Raw genomic sequence first — 18,393 nt, forward strand, 5'->3', positions numbered from 1 at the left:
ATAAGAAAGCGAGGACGGATGAAATTATCACTTATTTCCTTAACCAGCAACTCAGCAAAAGAAGTTGATTGATATTTAAAAGATTTAAAAGATCAAAGTAATCAAGACTTCGAAGTAATTTTGTGTGTTAATAAAAACTTAGAATTGAAAGGAATTCTCAAAGTTGTTAAAGAACACTTAGATTTTTTTAAAAATCGTTTAGTTCTTGTGTTAAACACCAAACAAAACTCATTTCACCATAATTTAAAAAGTGCATTTAATTTAGTTAAGGGTGAATATGTAGCGGTGTTAAATGCGGAAAATAGTCTAAAAAAATATTATGTGCAAAATATGATAGATGCTGCAACAAAGGCTAATGTTGATATTTTAGAATTTAAACCAAGAATTGTGGGAAGCATTCGTTTTAAACCTAAAGCACGTCTAGAAGAAGGTAAAAATTTACTTGTTGCACAAAATTCTCAAATCTTCGCTTATTCATATCCTTTTATTTTTAACAAAATTATTCGTAAATCAGTTGTTAAAAAAGTTTTAAAACAAAATATCGATTTTACTAATGATTCAAAATTGTGTACTTTTTTTGTTTATCTACTATTAATGGAAGCAAAAACTTACATGTATTTAGATTATCGTATTTATCGTGAATATTTTGGTTCAGACATATGATTTAATACTAAAAATTATTTAGTTGTTATGAATGAAATTGAGCAAATTTTTGCAACTAATAACTTAAAATTAACACAAGAACTGAGATATGCTAGGTATTATTTAGTTAAATTGTTAATTACTGCTTTTTTAACAGAAACATCTTATCTTTATAAGACGACTAGATTTTTAAGAAGTAGTTTTAATGAAAAACGCTCTGATAAAGCAATTCAGAAACACTTAGATTTAGTTGCTAAAATGGAAGCTTCTGCTGATTACCAAAATTTTGATTCATTGAACTTTTATATGCTTAAACATACAGATGAAACAGAATTATTAGGTAAGAGCATTTCACAATTATCAAAATCTAAAATTTTAGATAACCTCGAGTAGTATGCTTTATAAAAATTCACCAATATTTAGAAGACTAATTGCTAATATATTTGACTGATTAGTTTTACTGAGCATTTCTTATTCTTTTTTTGCTCTTTCCTCTTTAGCAAATAGCAATTTAAATGTGAATTATTATTTACCTACTGCTTTATTTTTTGTATGAATAAATTTTTATTTTTTGTTGTTGCCGGTTATTACAAGAGGTAAAACGCTAGGATATATTATTTTTAATTTAAAAATAATATCAACTAATGAAAAAAAATTTACTTTTTTAAGTTTAATCAAGCGTAATTTAGTTTTAACTTTTTTACTTGATGCAGCTTTAATAATTGCACTTAGCGGTGTTAAACCTATATATTTGCTGCAAGTATCAGAGAATGTAAAAAAAGTTGATCAAAATAAAAGTCAACAGTTATTATTGTGGCTAGCAATTGCATTTATTGATGCAGTTTTATTAATAAATTTTTTCGGATTTTTTTATGGTCTTTTTGATAAAAAAAATCTAACTTTTACTGACATTATTTCAAATTCTAGAGTGGTGGTAAATAAGCCTATCACAGAGGAAAAAAAGATTGATTTAGTTTTTTTACCTTATTATTCACATCGTAGAAAATATCAATATTATCAAGTAAACACAGACAATTTGGAGAATTATGATTTTAAAGAAAATTAATTTACTAGAAGATTTAAATAGTAAGCAAAAAGAAGCTGTAGAGTATTTTGATACTCCGCTAAGAATTATAGCTGGTGCTGGTTCTGGAAAAACAAAAGTGCTAACACGAAAAGTAGCATATTTAATCAATGACTTAGGTATTTCGCCAAAAAATATTTTAGGAGTAACATTTACCAATAAAGCTGCTAATGAAATGTCAGATAGAATTAGTAAATATGTTAATACACAAAATAATAAAATTCAAATTTTTACTTTTCACTCATTATGTGCTCAAATTTTAAGACGTAAAATTAAATACCTAGGATTTCATAGCAATTTCTTAATTATTGACGAAGTAGATCAAATTCAAATTTTAAAAAATATTTATACTAGATTAAATATTTCTAATCACGAAATCAGCTATCGGAACATGTTGCAATATATTTCGTGAGCTAAAAATTTAGATTTAACTAAGGAAGAACTAGCAACAAAACTCAAAAACGAAGCAAGCGAAATTGTCTCACAAGTTTATCAAGAATATATTAATGAACTAGCCTTAAAAGGTTCATTGGATTATGATGATTTAATTATTCATACACACTTTTTACTTACAAAGCGCAAAGATGTAGCTAAAGAATATCAAAAATTATTTTCTTATATTTTAATTGATGAGTTTCAAGATACATCAGTTAAACAATACGAAATCATTAAAGCAATTACTGGTCAAAATACGCATTTAACAATTGTGGGCGATCCAGATCAAACTATTTATAACTGACGTGGTGCTGATGTTAACTTAATTTTAAACTTTGATAAAGATTATCCAAAAGCTAAAACTGTTGTTTTAGATCAAAATTATCGTTCTACTCAATCAATTTTACAAGCTGCTAATAAACTTATTAAACATAACAAAAATCGTTTCCATAAAGATTTAGTTACTCAAAATGAAGTGGGTGAAGAAATTGAATTTTACCATGGTTTTAACGCTGAGGCAGAGGCACGTTGAGTTGTGCAAAAAATTAATGAACTTAAAAAACAAAAAAATCAGTTAAAAAATATCGCTATTTTATATCGTTCAAATTATTATTCTCGACCTTTTGAAGAAGCTTTAATCAACGAAGGGATTAACCACAAAATTTTTAATGGTACAAAATTTTTCCAACGTACCGAAATTAAAGATGCAATTGCTTTTTTATGAGTTCTAGAAAATGGTCAAAGTATTGCGTTAGAAAGAATTATTAATGTTCCAGCTAGAGGTATTGGTGAATCTAATTTACAAAAATTAAATAAATTTGCACTACAAAAGCGCAAAACATTATTCAACTGCTTAAGAGAAGATTTAAAAACGCTACCTATTTCAAATGCTTTAATTGCTAAAAGCATTTACCCATTTATGAAAACAGTATTAACATATCGTAAGCTACTAAAACAAAGAAAAGAAAAAATTGCTACTGTTTTAGATAATTTTTTACAAGATATTAATTACTATAAACACATTGAAGGAAACAAAAATTTACGCGGAAGTGCTATTGATAATGTTAAAGAATTAATTAACTCTATTAATACATGAGAGCAAAAAAATCCAAATAAAACTGTTGAGGATTATCTTAATACTGTTGCATTATTAAGTGCTTCAGATGAATATGATAACATTCCGAATTACGTTTCACTTATGACAGTTCATTCAGCTAAAGGTCTTGAGTATGACAATGTTTTTATTGTTGGGATGAGTGAAGGAATTTTTCCAAGTATTAAAGCTATAAATAATAATAATAATTTATTTTCTGATAATGATTTATCTTCAAATGTTGCTGATAACCTTGAAGAAGAACGTAGATTAGCCTATGTAGCTGTAACTCGTGCACGTAAAAAACTATTTATTTCTGATGCTCGTGGAAAAATCATTGGTACAGAAATCAATAAAAAACCATCACGCTTTATTGAAGAGATGGGAATTGATGTTAATCAAGTTATTTTATACAACGAACATGATTCTGCTTTTGATAATGAGCAAAAAAGCGAAGAAGAACAAAAACAAATTAATAAGTCAATTGTAGTTGGTGATATTGTTAGTCACGTAGTTTTTGGTGAAGGTGAAGTTATTGATGTTAATAACTTTGAAATTGTCGTTGAATTTGTTAAAGATAAAAGTGTTAAAACTTTAAATAAATTTCATCAATCAGTTAAATTAATCTCTAAATAATAATGATTTACTTATTTTTACTTACTTTAATTACAATTTTTTTATGTACTTGCATTGCTTTTATTATTGTATTAACATACTATAATGCCAAAGCTTCCTCTGGTATTATTTTATTTAAAATTGACAATAACAACAAAAGAGTTTTAAGACTAAATCATAAGTATCGTTTTTTATCAACTATTTTTGATGCTAAAAAAGCTAAATTTGATGCTTTTTCTTTTATTCCATTACAAGATTTTTTAGAATTTCTAATTTTAGAAGATCAAGAAAAACTAAAAGAATTTTTATCAGAAGGTACAAACAAACCATTTGAACATTCGATACATGTAAAAAATAACCCAAGTCAAGAACTAACTTTTTATGAAAAGTTTTTAGTTCAAGTAGATAAATCTATTTTGCATAGTTCTCACTTTTTTCTTCGTTTGGTTCCGATTGACAACAACGAATTTATAGGGTCTATCAAGTGGACAAGAGTTAATAAGAAAAATAATAAAAAAGATTTACTTAATTCTGCTAATTCAAAAGTAAAAATTCCAAACAAAACAACAGTTATTGCTTTTGCTTTGAAACCTTATTTTTATGTTAATAAAATTTTTGATGATGACTTAATAGATTTAAGTTCACAATTAAATTTAAATTTAAAAAGAAGCAAAATTTTCATTAAAGATGGTATTTTGTATTTTATAACTCGTAAAATGTATAAACGAAATTTTAATTATATTTATGATATTTTGTTAAATTTAAATAAAAACAGTTATTTTTCAAAATTATTTATAGCTGGAACTATTTTTAATCATTACAGTTCTAATTTTGAAAATCAAGAGGTAATTTTATCTAAAATAAAATATTCTTTATACAACATTATTAACGTTAACAATAAAGATGAGTACGTTAAATATATGGATTTACCTTTAGATATTGAAACTCATTATTCTTTCAAAGAGTTTGTTAAAAATTTAAAAATTTATATAATATCTAATTTAGCTCAAGAAAGCTTAAAAATAGAAACTACATTTTTAAGAAAGTATGATTCAAATCGTGAATCTTCCTTAGTTGCTGCTTGAATTAATACGGAAAATATTGAACCTAAGTGAAATACATTTTTTAAAAATATTCCTCGCTTAAATTTTAAATATGAAGAATCACAACTAAACTTTATTAAAAATATTTCAAGTAATGAAATGAATATTCTACCAAGTAACATGCTGGTAAAAGTTTCTCAAGAAGTATATTTAAGCGAAAACTTTGTTAGTCACACTAATTCACCTATTTGTTTAGTTTATGCGTACAAAAATATGTTTGATTTCGAACGCTTAAAAAACAAAATTCGAGAGAATTATGATAAAGAGATTCCTACTGCACTATATATAGATGAAATCACAAAACCCATTTATAATATTTTAAATAGTACTAAGTTAAAAGCAATTGTTATTAGTGAAAATGTTTCTAAAAAATTGCATTCAACATCTACTTTTTATGATTGTCTGAGCATAGTATTATTATCTCGAACTCATGGAATTAAATTAATATATGAAAATCCTCCAAAAAACTTAGATAAGTTAATTACTGAAAAAGCAGAAGTTGAAATTTGTTATTATAAATAATTAATATTATTCAATATTTTAAAAGCTAGCCAGTTATTTGCTAGCTTTTTATTGTCTTTATTATTTTTTACTATCATGAGGATAAAACATTAATAATTATGGAAAAATTTCCACAAATTAAACTGTATTAGTTTCATAAATATTTTAAAAGTTATAATAAAAAATAGGTAGTCATGACATGAATACCTATTGATAGAGAAATAACGGAGACAAAATGAAAAATAGTAAAAAAATATTTACATTTTTACCATTAATTATTGGAACTACTACATTACCATTAGTAGCAGCTTCATGTACAAATACGCAAAAACAAGAAGATAAAGCAAAACAAAATCTTGACAAATTAAATGCGATTGTTAAATCTATAAAAGACACTTATAAAGAAGTTTATACTAATTATGATGCCAAACTATCAGAACTAGCTGGTGTTTTAAAATCAGTTAAACAAATTAAAGATGCACAAGAAAAGCAACGTTCTTTAGAAGAATTAAAAATGAGAGTTCAAAATGAACTAAAACCATTAAACTACAAATATCAAACACTGTTTAAACTACTTAGAGATGCTGAAGCACAAGCAAACTCTAAAGTGAGAACTGTTAAAATTTATCACACTAACGATGAACATGGAAGAATTGAGTTTGATGATGGTAAATACAATTTATATTCTGGAATGCTACGCACTGGCTTGTATTTAAAAGATAAACCAAGAGATTTATTATTATCAGCCGGTGATATGATTCAAGGCTTACCACTTTCGGATACTGATAAAGGAGAAACAATTGCTACTATGGCTAAAAACATTGGTTATCAAGCGGTAGCTGTTGGAAACCATGAATTTGATTATGGACTTAACCATATTTTAAATTTAAATAGCAAATTAAACCTAAATGCAGAAAAAATGCCTTTTTTATCAGCGAATATTTATTACCGAGAATTATCTGATGATGAGCAAACTAAAGTTCAAGGATATGATGCTTCTAAAGTTGGAAAAAGAGCATTTAAACCATATATTATTCGAGAATTAGAAAATGGTGTTAAAGTTGCTGTTTTTGGTTTAACTACTCCAGATACAAAAGTAACATCACACCCAAGAAACTCACAACTTGTAACATTCACTGAGCCGCTTGAAGAAGCTAATAAAGTTATTGCAGAAATTAAACAAAACCACCCTGATATTAAGTTAATTATTTGTATTGCGCACCTTGGTAAAGGAAGAAGTAATGCTGCTTGAACTTCTGAATATTTAGCACAGCATTCTAATAACGGACTTGATTTAATTATTGATGGTCATTCACATACGTTTGTAAAAATTAATAATGAAAATAATGATGATGTTTATGTAACACAAACTGAAGCATATACGAAATATTTAGGTGATATTGAACTTGAATTTGATACTGAATCTGGAAAAATTCTGTCACAAAGACAAGTTTTAAGAGATATTTATCAAGTTGAAGTAGCTACTCTAGCGGATTCTTTACCAGCAGCAGATGAAAATTTAGTGCTATTAAATAAATTAAAAGAAAAGTACTCTGCTGAAAACGATGTTATAAAATTCAATTCACCAGTTAATTTACTAGAAATTGATGAAGTAGTTGTTGATGGAACACCATATTGAAGAGGAAGAGTCTTACCAACAGCAATGGGTCAAATTTTTGCTAATGCAGGAGTATGAAACTTTTTCCAAGCTAAAACATGAGAAGGAAAAGATGGGTATGAACCAGCAACTATTGATAATTCTTTTGGTTTAGTTAATGGAGGTGGATTACGTGCTAATATTGCTAAAGGTCCAGTTAAATACGGTGACTTAAGAGCTGTTTCACCATTTGGTAATCGACCAAATGTTGTGCGCATTAAAGGAGATGCAGCACTAGCAACAATTAAGTACGGAATTTCAAAAGCTCGTTCAGGAGGTTTCTCACAACTTTCAAGCAATATCACTTATGAAGCAGAAATTACAAAAGGTATTAATCCAAAAACTGAAAAAGAAGAATATCTATGAAAAGCAAAAGAAGGTACTATTAAAATTAATGGTAAAAGTTTTGAACCAGCAAAATATTACTATGTTGCAACAAATGATTATTTAGCTGCTGGCGGAGATGGTTATTCTGAACTTAACTACGTAAAAAATCCTGAAAAAGTTCAAATGGTTTATGAAGGTTCTAGTTTAATTGAAGAAGCAGTTAAATATATTCTACATGTTGAAAATACAGAAAATCAACTAGATTTAAATAAACTTGAAAAAAGATTAGAAGAAATAGTTAAGCCAGAAAGCTTGCAAGGACAATTAATAATAATTCCGGAAGAAGCAACTAGAAAACCAGCACCAGTTAATTAATAATTAATTTGATTAAAAAAATCTTATGCATGCATAAGATTTTTTAAATTTCATCTTCTTCATCAATATCAAATTCATCATTATCAACGTCACCGAAAATTGATTGACGCACAAGTTCAAGCGTTTTCTTTTGTGAATTTTTAATGTTGTATTTTTTAGTTGATTTTTCTTTGTTTTTAACCTCTGAATTAACTTTAACATCTTCAACTTTTTCAGCTTTTTCTTCAATGACATCTTCTGAATCGGTTTTATTATTTGTAAATTGAACTTTTAAATCTTCTAAATCAGTATCTGGTTTTTCATCTGTAAAAATAATTGTTGGAATAATAATTGGATCTCTACGTTTTTCTTTATAAAATAAGGCTGATAGCCGATCAACAATTATAGCTTCTAAATCTTTGATAGTTCAATTTGGGAAATTTTTAATATGATAAAGAACCGCACCGTGTGCTACCCTTTTTGTTTCGTCGATTAATTTTTTTGATGTTTTTACAAAGAAACTACCACGTGTAATAATTTGTGGACGTCCAATAATTAAATTTTTTGTTTTGTCAATAACAAATACAATATTAACAAATCCGCTATCTTTTAACTGAGTTCTTTCTTTTAAAATTTCATTTGAAATACTTAAAATACTATTTCCATCAATGTAAATTGGACCGTAATCAACAGTTTCGTTTGTTGGATAAATTTCTTCATTTAGCATGTTGTACACTTGACCTTTTTTGATAACAATAACATTTTTAGGATCTACTCCATTATCAATTGCGGTTTGTCCGTGTACTTTACACATTCTAAATTCACCATGATAAGGTAAAAAATACTTAGGTTTTGTTAATTGGAAAATTTTATCGTGTTCTCATTTATATGCATGACCAGAAGTATGTAAGTAACCGTCAGGTCCATTTTCTTTAATTAAAGCACCCAATTTATATAATCGATTAACTAGTAATTCCACTACCATTCTATTACCTGGAATTGGACTTGATGAAAAAATAACGGTATCACCTTTACTAATTTTAATAGTAGCATGTTTTCCGTAGCTCATTCTTGAAAGAGCAGCTAATTGCTCTCCTTGTGAACCTGTTGTTAAAATAACCAAATCAGTTTCGGGTACACTTGCAAGTTGTTTTTTGTCAATTAAAACATCATTACCAACATTAATATAACCTAATTTACGACCAATTTTAATTCCTTGTATCATTGAACGACCAAAAGTAATTACTTTTTTATTTAATTTGGCTGCTAATTCAATGATTACCTTAACTCTTGTTAAGTTTGAAGCAAAAGAAGTAATGATAATTTTTCTTTTAGCATTTTTCATGTGAAATTCTAAGTCAGTTAAAATATCACTTTCACTTGGTGAGTGATTAGGACGCATAGCGTTTGTTGAATCGGAAAGCAATGCTGTTAATCCTTCTTTTCCGATTTGATCTAAACGAGCAAAATCGGTGTAATTTCCAATTGGTGTATAATCAAATCTAAAATCACCAGTACACATAATTTTTCCATTTGGAGTAGTAATTCTAATACCGAAAGCATCAGGAATTGAATGTTGAGCAGTTCAAAAATCTATTGTACAGTTATTTGCAAACTTATGAACATCTGCTTTTTCAATTTCGATAAATTCAATATTACGTGTAATTTTATGCTCTTCAAATTTTAATTTTAAGTATTGAATTGCTATTCTTGGTGCAAAAATTTTGTTTAACTTAGTTTGCTGAACTAAGTAAACCACACCACCAATATGGTCCTCATGACCATGGGTAATAAATAAACCTTCGATGACTTTTTCTGGTTGATTTAAATATTGATAACTAGGAATAATTCCTTTAATACCAGTGTTAAAAGTATCTGCAAATTTAATACCTGAATCAATTATAAAAATATGATTTTCATGTTCAACAAGCATTGTTGATTTACCGATTTCCTCAAAACCACCCAGTGCAATTAAGCGTGTTGGTTGCATATTTCTCCGTTCTATTAATTATTGTTTGAAATTATTTTGCATATTTAAAATATGTTAAATATATTATAAATAAAAAACTTCTTTTTATTAAATTAAAAAAAGAAAAAAGCTCTTATTTTAAAGAGCTTTTTAGTCAGCTAAGTAAGGGATTTCTTCTTTAAATGAATAACCAACTTTATTGTTGTTATTAATAAAACCGATTGGTTTAAAAATTTCAGAATCATAAATTATTGCAACTTGTTCAATTTGACCATTACCAAAGTTTCTTTTAGCTTGTCATTCAGAAGAAAAACTATTTTCAGTTAAAGGTTGATAAACAAACTTAAAGCTTCTCCCTGTACTTTTATTTAATACATCAACAATCTCTTGAACTTTAGTTCCAGCATTATTATTTACTTCTGTTAAACCAATAATATCCATTCCTACTTGCGCAATTAATTGACCTATTGCTGTTGATTTTAATGGATTTGAACCACCAAAATTTAAAATATTTCAGTGTCCAATTCTTACCGTATTTTCACCTTTTGGATTGTTTTCTAAAACTGATACATTAGTTTTTAGTTTTTTATTTTTAATTTTCACATCTGTATAAACAGGAGCATGATCGCTAATATCATTACGGATTATTGAAAAATCATTCCCATCATCGAATTTTTTTTCTTGTTTACTATTAGCTATTTTTTTTAATTCCTTTTTGTCTCAAATTTTATATTTACTTTGTGTATAAAAACCTTTAATAATATTTACTTTAAATCTAAAATCTTGACTACCTACTTCATCTAGTGTTTGAACTACTAAATCACTCGGTGTGTTATTAATAAAAAACATCTTGTCATAAGGATTAGAATAATTATTTTTAGTTCCTAAGGATGTAAAAAAGTTTTGATCTGGCCTTTCTGATTTTTTTCAAGTTAAATTATCAAAAAGTTTAGATACTCCATCAAAGACACTATGATTTTGTAAGTAAAAGTTTTCAAATTTAATATTTGTATCACCACCAAAAATTACAAAATCATTCGGATTACCTAATTGAAGATAGTACTTCATCATAGATGGGACTGCTAAAAATTCACTTATTTCATTTACACCTTGTTTATTTAAGTCTTTTGAAGATGTAGAGGTATTGCTTTCTAAAATTTTTGCTGATGGTTTATGTTCTTCACTACTTTTGCTTTGTCCTGGACTGTCAAGGTGATCAAAAATAGCTGTAATATTGGGTAGTTGTAAACTTTTATCGTTAAAAGCAAAACTTGCTCCATAAGGAGGACGAACAAAAATAGTTTTTTCTTTAAATTTTTCAGATAAACTAGATTCAAATTTAGGCGTCTTACTTTCTTGAATATGATTAGTTTTTTCCTCTTGCTTGCTAGTATCTGAATTTGATACTGATGGTTTATCAGAACTTTCGTTTGTGTTATCGTTTGATTTTGCTGGTTGCCTAACAGGTAAATTTTCATCATTATTTTGTTCAGGTTGCTCTAAATTTTTTGGCTCTTCTGCATTAGAAACCGGATTATCTTCATTTTCGTGCTCGTCATTTATTTCTGGATGATTAACTCTTTCGTCATCTTCAGTTGGTTGCTCGTTTATGTCTGAAAAATTTGAATCTGAATCGTCTGCAGGAGTTTGATCATTTGGATTTTCACTTTTTCGATTAGGAATATCAGCTTTATTATCATTGTCTTTTTCAACTTGGTTATTTTTTGAGCTATTAGAATCCTGATTATTAACAGGAGCATTATTATTTATTTCATTTTCCTGATTTGTTTTTTTATTTGTGTCATTAGAAGTTTCTTGATTATTTTCTACTTTTGGATTATTAGCTTTTTCTTCTGAGTTAATAGGTTTTGAATTTTCTTGAGCCGGATTAGAAACATTTTTTGGTTTTTCTGAATTAATTTCATTATTTTTTTTAACTTCTTGTTTTTGATTGTTAAAACATGAGGCTGATAATAATGTTGAACTTAGTGCAATAGCACTAAAAAATGTAATTGTTTTTTTCATTGTGCTCCTTAGTGTTATATATTTTAATTATATATTTTTCAAATTAAAAGAATAAAAAACCCAGCGAAAGAACGCTGGATGTGAAAATTACATACGGATGTTTCCTGTAGTTCTTGGGTATGGAATAGTATCACGAATGTTTTCTGTACCTGTTACATACATAACTAAACGTTCAAAACCAATACCAAATCCAGAACTTAACATGTGCCCGAATCTTCTTAAATCTAAATATCATTGAAGATCTTCTTGATCAATTCCTAATTCTTGAACTCTTGTTACTAATTTATCATAATCAGATTCACGTTGACTACCACCAACTAACTCTCCAACACCTGGAACTAGTAAGTCGAAAGCTGCAACAGTTTTTCCGTCTTCGTTTTGATGCATATAAAATGCTTTAAAGTCTTTAGGGAAGTTGATAACTGCAATAGGAGCTTTGTAGATTACTTCTGTTAAATATTTTTCGTGTTCACTAGCTAAATCAAGACCAAAAACGATGTTTTGTTCTTCGAATTTTTCTTTTACTGCTGCTAACTGGTCAATTGCTTCTTTATAGTCAACAATTTGTAATGGTGTTTCAATAAAATGATTTAAGCGATTTAATAATGTATTTCCAGAAACTTCATCTAAGTATTGCATTTCAGCTGGATGTTTAGCAATTGTGTTTGCTACAACTACTTTTAACATATCATCAGCTAAATTAATTGCATCTTTTAATTCATAAAAAGCGATTTCTGGTTCAATCATTCAAAACTCAGCAAGGTGACGTTTTGTATTTGAACGTTCGGCACGGAAAGTTGGAGCAAAAGTATAAATTTTTTTCATTCCAATTGCGTATGATTCACCATGTAACTGCCCTGTTACACCTAAAGTTGATTTATTTCCTTTTCCAAAAAATGGATCAGTTGAGTTAGAATCTGAAACGTTAAAAGTTTCTCCTGCTCCTTCACCATCGTTTGAAGTGATAATCGGACTATTCATGTAGTAAAAATCACGCATCATGAAATATTTATGAACTTCTTGAGCTAATGTTGATCTAACTAACATGATTGCTTTTAAAAGATTTGTTCTATGTCTGAGTTGTGGTAATTCTCTAAGTGTTTCTAATTTAATTTCTTGATTTTGGATTGGATAATCTTCAGATACATTTTTAGCTTTTAAAATTTGACTTGCGTGCATTTCAATAGGTTGCTGTGCTTGTGGTGTTGCTTTTAATTCACCTTCTAAAACTAAAGCAGATCCTGGTTTTAGACTATCAAGTAAATCAAAATCAAATTGTTCACCTTTGAATACTACTTGTAAATTCTTAATTGTTGAACCATCGTTTAATTCAATAAAACGAATTTTTTTGTTACCACGGTTGGTAGCTACTCAACCTGAAATAGTCACTTTAGTTCAACCATCATAAAATCCAGGTTTTAATAATATTTTTTTAATTGTTTCCATTTTCTTACCTTTAATTGTTAATTTTTACTTTTATTATATATTTATTAATTTTATTAAATTTATCATTATTAATTTTTGGAGCATGAAACTCACCAGGTAAAAAGAGAGCAAAACTATCTTTTGTTAAAATTACACTATCTTTATAATTTTTTGTTTTTGGAAAAATCACATCAGCATTAGGGTTTGATTCTAAAATATCAATTTCCTCATAACTGTAATCTAAATCGAAGTAAATTTTTTCATCACATGTACCACCATATAAATGTATATCAACATGTTTGTCGTGAAGTTCACCGAATTTTTCACCAGGAAAAAAATCTCAAAAATCACGTTTAACTATAAAAATTTCATTATCAATTTGATTTATTCCATCATTTAATTTTTCATACTCAATGTCTTCAATTAAATTTAAAGCTCGATTGAGTGCAGGGTAAATTGTTTGATAATTTTTTGCGTTTTTTACCTTGTCAAAAATCATTTTTTCTCCTTTTATCAGTATTATTTATTATATCATAATACGACTATGACTTAGTTTGATTAAAGTATTCAGTATTAATTAAGCTTTGTAATTTATCATCAATAGGTGCGATAGCTTTATGAATATTATTTTTATTATTTATAATTTCGTAAATTTTAATAACATTTGCATCTTGTCCAGTAAATAAATCACTAAAATAGTTACGAATAACTAATTGATAAAGCAATTTATCAGTTGGTACATAACGCACATAATTAAAATTATTGATGTAATTGTATTTATCTGCGACAGCTGGATTTTGTAAATCTAAAACAGCTAGCATTCTTGAAATTACTTGATATTTTTCTTGTTTATTAAGCTTGGTAAAACGATCTTTATTTTCTTTATTCAAATAAATATCGAATAATTTTTGTAGGATAGATTCGATATTATTATTTAAATTAGCTTTTGTGTTTATTTTATCAGCTAAATCTGGGTAGTTATCCATTAAAAACTTTGCAAGAATTTCCGTAGCTGGATTAATTCTGCTTTCAATAGTTACATCTTTAGATCTATCTCCGTTTAAAAATGCGATATGATCATTTTGTGACTTAATAAATTTTTCATGTAAATCTTTATTTTGAGCTTGCCCTAAATTAATAATGGGAGTTAAAAAATTAATTAATAAATTAATTTCTCTATCACTTAACTTATAACTAGTTAATTCAGCAGCTTTTATTTCTTTTCAAGCCTCAAAATATTTATTTTCATCATTAATTTCTGAGTTTTCTTCATTCAGTTGATATTGTTTGATTAAGTTATTAAATAAAGAATTAGATACGTTATTTAAATATTCTTTTTGATGCTTAGCAATGTCTTTGGAAATAATAAAACCATCAACCAGTAATATATTGTGTTTTGGTTTAATTGTTCTTATTTGTTTTTTGTTTTCTAACTCATCAAAATGTTCATTGCTGTAATATGCATTCATTGCATCACCGTTATACATTAAAGCTGCAGCATATTTTTTGTAATCAGGATTTAAAATACTACGAATAATTTCTAAGCTATCACCCTTTAAAGCTACTTTATCTAAATCTTTAACACTGGCTTGAAAGTTGTTTTGAAATAAGTCATTAAAATAACTTAATAATTCTTTGTAAGTATTTTGGTAAACTTCACCAGTAAATTTTTTATCAGTATAGCTACCATCAGGTAATTTTCAGTAAGCAGATGCATAAAGTAGATTATCACGAAGAGCATCAGTGATTGTAATATGGTTAAAATTATTATCGTTTAAAGTTCTTAAAATAGATGATAAATTGTGTGTTTGATCTCCACCATAAGTTTGTCTGTATTTTTGTGCTTCAAAATTTATTTCATCATTAATTTTAACTTCTAAGTTTTTAATTGGATTTTTTTCAATGTTATATCCAATAATAGCATCTTGCGAATAGTAAGGAATGAAATATTCTCAAAGTGAACCTTTATCTTCGTTTAGATATTTATCGTATGATTTTAAGTGATCTCAAATTTCTTTACGATATATTTTTTTTAATTTAGACTCTACTTTTGCTTGAGAATCTAGAGTATTATCATTGAAAAAAGCTGCATAATCAATTTTGCTAATTAAATTACGATTAATTAGATTGATTGATAAATAATCTGTTCCAATTCCAGCTACTGCTTTATTGTTTATTAAAGCTTTTGAAAATTGATTAATTTCATCGAAAACTTTATAATCAAATTTTTCGTTTATTTTATCAATGTTCTCACTAGCTAAATATGATTTATAGTTGTAAAAACTAGGTTTAAAAGAATTTTTGACTTTATAGCTAATCAAGGCGGTTGAACTAATTAAAAGAGAGCTTAATCCTAAGGTTCAAAATATAGTTGATTTTTTAAATTTAAATTTCATCATTCCTTTCATTTTAAAAAACAAAATTATTATAAGCAAAAAAAATTTTTTTACATCGAAAAAAGTAAAAATAAAAACATGAACCTAAGGTTCATGTTCTATCTTATTTTCCAAGTGTTAATAATTTAATAAAGCTATCTGCTTCTAAGCTAGCTCCACCAACTAAGAAACCATCAATATCTTTTTGATTAGCTAGTTCTTCAATATTTTTTGGACTAACACTTCCACCGTATTGAACTACAAGTTTTTTTGATGTTGATTTATGAATGAATTCACATACATCTTGTGCAATTTCGGGTGTCGCAACTTTTCCAGTACCAATTGCTCAAATAGGTTCATAAGCAACAATGATTTTTGATAAATCTAAATCTTTTACTGATTCTTGTAATTGAGCTTTAACTACTTCTTTAGTTTTACCAGCTTCATATTGTTCTAATGTTTCACCAACACAAATTACTGGTGTAATTCCGTTTTCGATAGCTAATTTCGCTTTTTCGTAAATGAATTGATCTGTTTCACCGTAGTACATTCTTCTTTCTGAGTGACCTAGAATAACATATTTAACATTTAAGTCTAATAACATCTTTGGAGATGTTTCTCCTGTGTATGCTCCAGCTTCTTTGTTTGACATGTTTTGTGCTGCAAGTTGTAACGCTTTGTATTTACTTGATTTAAAAGCTGCAAGGTTAGCAAAAGGAGCAGCAATTGCGAATTTAACTCCTTTAACTACTTTATCTTTTTGAGTTTTATATAATTCAGCAAAATCTTTTAAAAAGCTTTGTGTTTCTGAAAATGTTTTATTCATTTTTCAGTTACCAATAATTACTAATTTTTTCATATTTCTCCCTAATATTTATTTTTAAATATATTTTAATATATTCAAAAACTTTTTTGTTTTATTTTAAATAAAAAAGTCAATAACTTCTTAATATAGTTCTTTTTTAGTTTTTACCTAAATTTATTTTAAATATTAATTGATGAGTAATAAAAATAAAGGTATGTTTTTAGAAGAGGTAATAAACCGTTCTTTAAATTATTATGCAATGAACAATATTGCTTTCATTGAGAAAAAAACAGTTCCGTTTTTAATCACAAAAGTTAATTCTGTAAAAGAAACTAACGGAGGAAAGCAAATACAAGGTTATTTGTTTCAAAAAAGTACAGTCGATTATATTGGAATGTATCGAGGAAAATTTATTTGTTTTGAAGCTAAAAGTTGCAAAATCAATCGTTTTGACTATAAAAATATTAAAGAACATCAAATTGAATATTTAAATTTAATAGAAAACAATGGTGGGATAGCTTTTTTAATTTTTTATTTTGAGACAGAAAATGTATTTTTAAAAACAGATCCTGTATGAGTTTATAATGACATGATTTACAATAAATCGGTTTCATTAGAAAAACTGTTAAAAATTTCGATCAAAATAGATTTAGAATTTCCTGGAATTTTAAATTTATTAAAATAAAAAGACTGACGTTTGTCAGTCCTTTGGTATTTTAATTTAGTAAATTAAGCTTTGATGTCGATTTGATCACGTAAATATTTAGAAGGTTTGTATTTAATCACACGTCTTTGTGGAATTTGTTGTTCTTGTTTTGTAAATTTGTTTTGAATTGTACGTGGTTGTTTAACAACTGTTGAGAAAATACCTAATTTTGATAATCTTACTTTTTCTTCTGTAATTAATTGTTCTTTAAGAACGAAAACCATTGAATCAAAAACTTTTTCTACTAATTTAGGTTCTAAGTCTGCGTAATCCGCAACATCTACGATAAAGTCTTTTTTTGTCATTTTTCTCCTATTTTTTCAATTGGTATTTATATTATATTATAAAAAAAGCATTTTTAAACTTTTAACGCTATTTTATAGGACTTTTTTTATTTTTTGTATAAATTTTTTAACTTTTAAAATCAAATTTGTAAAAAAATCCCTTTTTGAAAAATATTCTTTATTTTAATTATGAAATAAAATTTAAACTTTTTATAATTTATTTTGTAAATTTAGTTAATTAAAACTGTTTTTGAAATATAAATATTTATGTTAATTTCTAAATTACTTATAAATACATTTAAATTTCTAATTTATATTTAATTAGTTTCATTTTATTTAAATAATGTTTCATATTTAAAAATAAATGTTATAATAATTAAGCAATTTACAACTAATACAATAATATATGGAACAGTACTCAAGAGGCTGAAGAGGCGGTCCTGCTAAGACTGTAGGGGAGGCAACTCCCGCGGAGGTTCAAATCCTCTCTGTTCCGCCATTTATATCATTTTAATGACCTAAGCAACATTTGTTGCTTTTTTTATTTTTGTGAAAAAGTTTTATTTTTTTCATATTTTCACCTTTTTTTGATTAAAAAATAATGTTAAAAACAATATAGATTAAAATAATATTAGACGAGACAAAGGAGCTATTATAAAATATGAAGAAAAAAATTGGATTATTAACCACATTATCATTAACTACTACCATTTTTTCAGTTTCATGTATAAATACAAATTCTAATTCAAAAACAGATAATAAATCTGAAACAACTGAAAAAACAAAAACAGTAAGTAATGGAACACAAACTGGAAATAATGAAAATAAAACTATAAACAGCGGAACTCAAACAGATCCTGTTGCGCCAGCACAACAAGATAGCAGTCAACCAGCACAGCAAGATAGCAGTCAACCAGCACAACAAGATAGCAGTCAACCAGCACAACAAGATAGCAGTCAACCAGCACAACAAGATAGCAGTCAACCAGCACA

Annotated in this window: 14 protein-coding genes and 1 tRNA gene; 8 read left to right on the forward strand and 7 right to left on the reverse strand. The window is 26.9% G+C overall.

What is annotated here, in order from left to right:
* Nucleotides 1-18: 18 nt before the first annotated feature.
* From EI91_RS03065 to EI91_RS03085, 5 genes are all read left to right on the forward strand, one after another.
* Nucleotides 19-1,035 carry a glycosyltransferase family A protein gene (locus tag EI91_RS03065; RefSeq protein ID WP_036452951.1) on the forward strand — a complete coding sequence of 339 codons (1,017 nt, stop codon included), beginning with the start codon at nucleotides 19-21 and terminating at the stop codon, nucleotides 1,033-1,035.
* A 1-nt stretch (nucleotide 1,036) separates the two neighbouring features.
* Nucleotides 1,037-1,708, forward strand: a complete 672-nt coding sequence (locus tag EI91_RS03070) for an RDD family protein (protein WP_036452952.1) — start codon at nucleotides 1,037-1,039, stop codon at nucleotides 1,706-1,708.
* A complete protein-coding gene (locus tag EI91_RS03075) occupies nucleotides 1,689-3,890 on the forward strand; it encodes an ATP-dependent helicase (protein WP_036452953.1) in 2,202 nt (733 codons plus the stop codon). The genes EI91_RS03070 and EI91_RS03075 overlap by 20 nt, the downstream gene beginning before the upstream one ends.
* A gap of 2 nt (nucleotides 3,891-3,892) precedes the next feature.
* Complete coding sequence (locus EI91_RS03080; protein ID WP_036452954.1) at nucleotides 3,893-5,494, forward strand: MHO_4530 family protein; 1,602 nt, start codon at nucleotides 3,893-3,895, stop codon at nucleotides 5,492-5,494.
* 214 nt (nucleotides 5,495-5,708) lie between these two features.
* Nucleotides 5,709-7,832 (forward strand): bifunctional metallophosphatase/5'-nucleotidase, encoded by a 2,124-nt coding sequence (locus tag EI91_RS03085; protein WP_036452955.1) that lies wholly within the window; start codon nucleotides 5,709-5,711, stop codon nucleotides 7,830-7,832.
* A 43-nt stretch (nucleotides 7,833-7,875) separates the two neighbouring features.
* Here EI91_RS03085 and EI91_RS03090 read toward each other — a convergent pair whose 3' ends face one another.
* The 6 genes from EI91_RS03090 to tpiA all read right to left on the reverse strand — a co-directional run bounded on the left by EI91_RS03090 (nucleotide 7,876) and on the right by tpiA (nucleotide 16,464).
* Entirely contained in the window at nucleotides 7,876-9,801 is a 1,926-nt protein-coding gene (locus tag EI91_RS03090) for a ribonuclease J (RefSeq protein ID WP_036452957.1), read from the reverse strand.
* 129 nt (nucleotides 9,802-9,930) lie between these two features.
* A complete protein-coding gene (locus EI91_RS03550; protein WP_051789187.1) occupies nucleotides 9,931-11,805 on the reverse strand; it encodes a hypothetical protein in 1,875 nt (624 codons plus the stop codon).
* Between the two features lie 87 nt (nucleotides 11,806-11,892).
* Nucleotides 11,893-13,251, reverse strand: a complete 1,359-nt coding sequence (gene asnS / locus EI91_RS03100; RefSeq protein WP_036452959.1) for an asparagine--tRNA ligase — start codon at nucleotides 13,249-13,251, stop codon at nucleotides 11,893-11,895.
* 10 nt (nucleotides 13,252-13,261) lie between these two features.
* Nucleotides 13,262-13,729: a YhcH/YjgK/YiaL family protein gene (locus EI91_RS03105; protein WP_036452960.1), complete on the reverse strand. Its 468-nt coding sequence runs from the start codon at nucleotides 13,727-13,729 to the stop codon at nucleotides 13,262-13,264.
* Nucleotides 13,730-13,772: 43 nt separating this feature from the next.
* On the reverse strand, nucleotides 13,773-15,629 hold the full coding sequence (locus EI91_RS03110; RefSeq protein WP_169738033.1) for a type 2 periplasmic-binding domain-containing protein: 1,857 nt from the start codon (nucleotides 15,627-15,629) through the stop codon (nucleotides 13,773-13,775).
* A gap of 100 nt (nucleotides 15,630-15,729) precedes the next feature.
* Entirely contained in the window at nucleotides 15,730-16,464 is a 735-nt protein-coding gene (tpiA, locus tag EI91_RS03115) for a triose-phosphate isomerase (RefSeq protein WP_036452962.1), read from the reverse strand.
* 139 nt (nucleotides 16,465-16,603) lie between these two features.
* Here tpiA and recU point away from each other — a divergent pair, with 139 nt between their 5' ends.
* Nucleotides 16,604-17,095, forward strand: coding sequence for a Holliday junction resolvase RecU (gene recU, locus EI91_RS03120; protein ID WP_036452964.1), 492 nt, complete (start codon nucleotides 16,604-16,606; stop codon nucleotides 17,093-17,095).
* 44 nt (nucleotides 17,096-17,139) lie between these two features.
* Here recU and EI91_RS03125 read toward each other — a convergent pair whose 3' ends face one another.
* Nucleotides 17,140-17,421, reverse strand: coding sequence for an HU family DNA-binding protein (locus EI91_RS03125; protein WP_036452965.1), 282 nt, complete (start codon nucleotides 17,419-17,421; stop codon nucleotides 17,140-17,142).
* A 387-nt stretch (nucleotides 17,422-17,808) separates the two neighbouring features.
* Between EI91_RS03125 and EI91_RS03130 the strand changes: the two genes are divergently transcribed.
* Together EI91_RS03130 and EI91_RS03135 are read left to right on the forward strand one after the other, a co-directional pair.
* Nucleotides 17,809-17,899, forward strand: a tRNA-Ser gene (locus EI91_RS03130).
* 162 nt (nucleotides 17,900-18,061) lie between these two features.
* The coding region (locus tag EI91_RS03135; protein WP_036452967.1) for a hypothetical protein at nucleotides 18,062-18,393 on the forward strand (332 nt) is incomplete at its 3' end.

This window comes from Mycoplasma buteonis, assembly GCF_000733865.1.
Lineage (GTDB): Bacteria > Bacillota_I > Bacilli_A > Mycoplasmatales > Metamycoplasmataceae > Mycoplasmopsis > Mycoplasmopsis buteonis.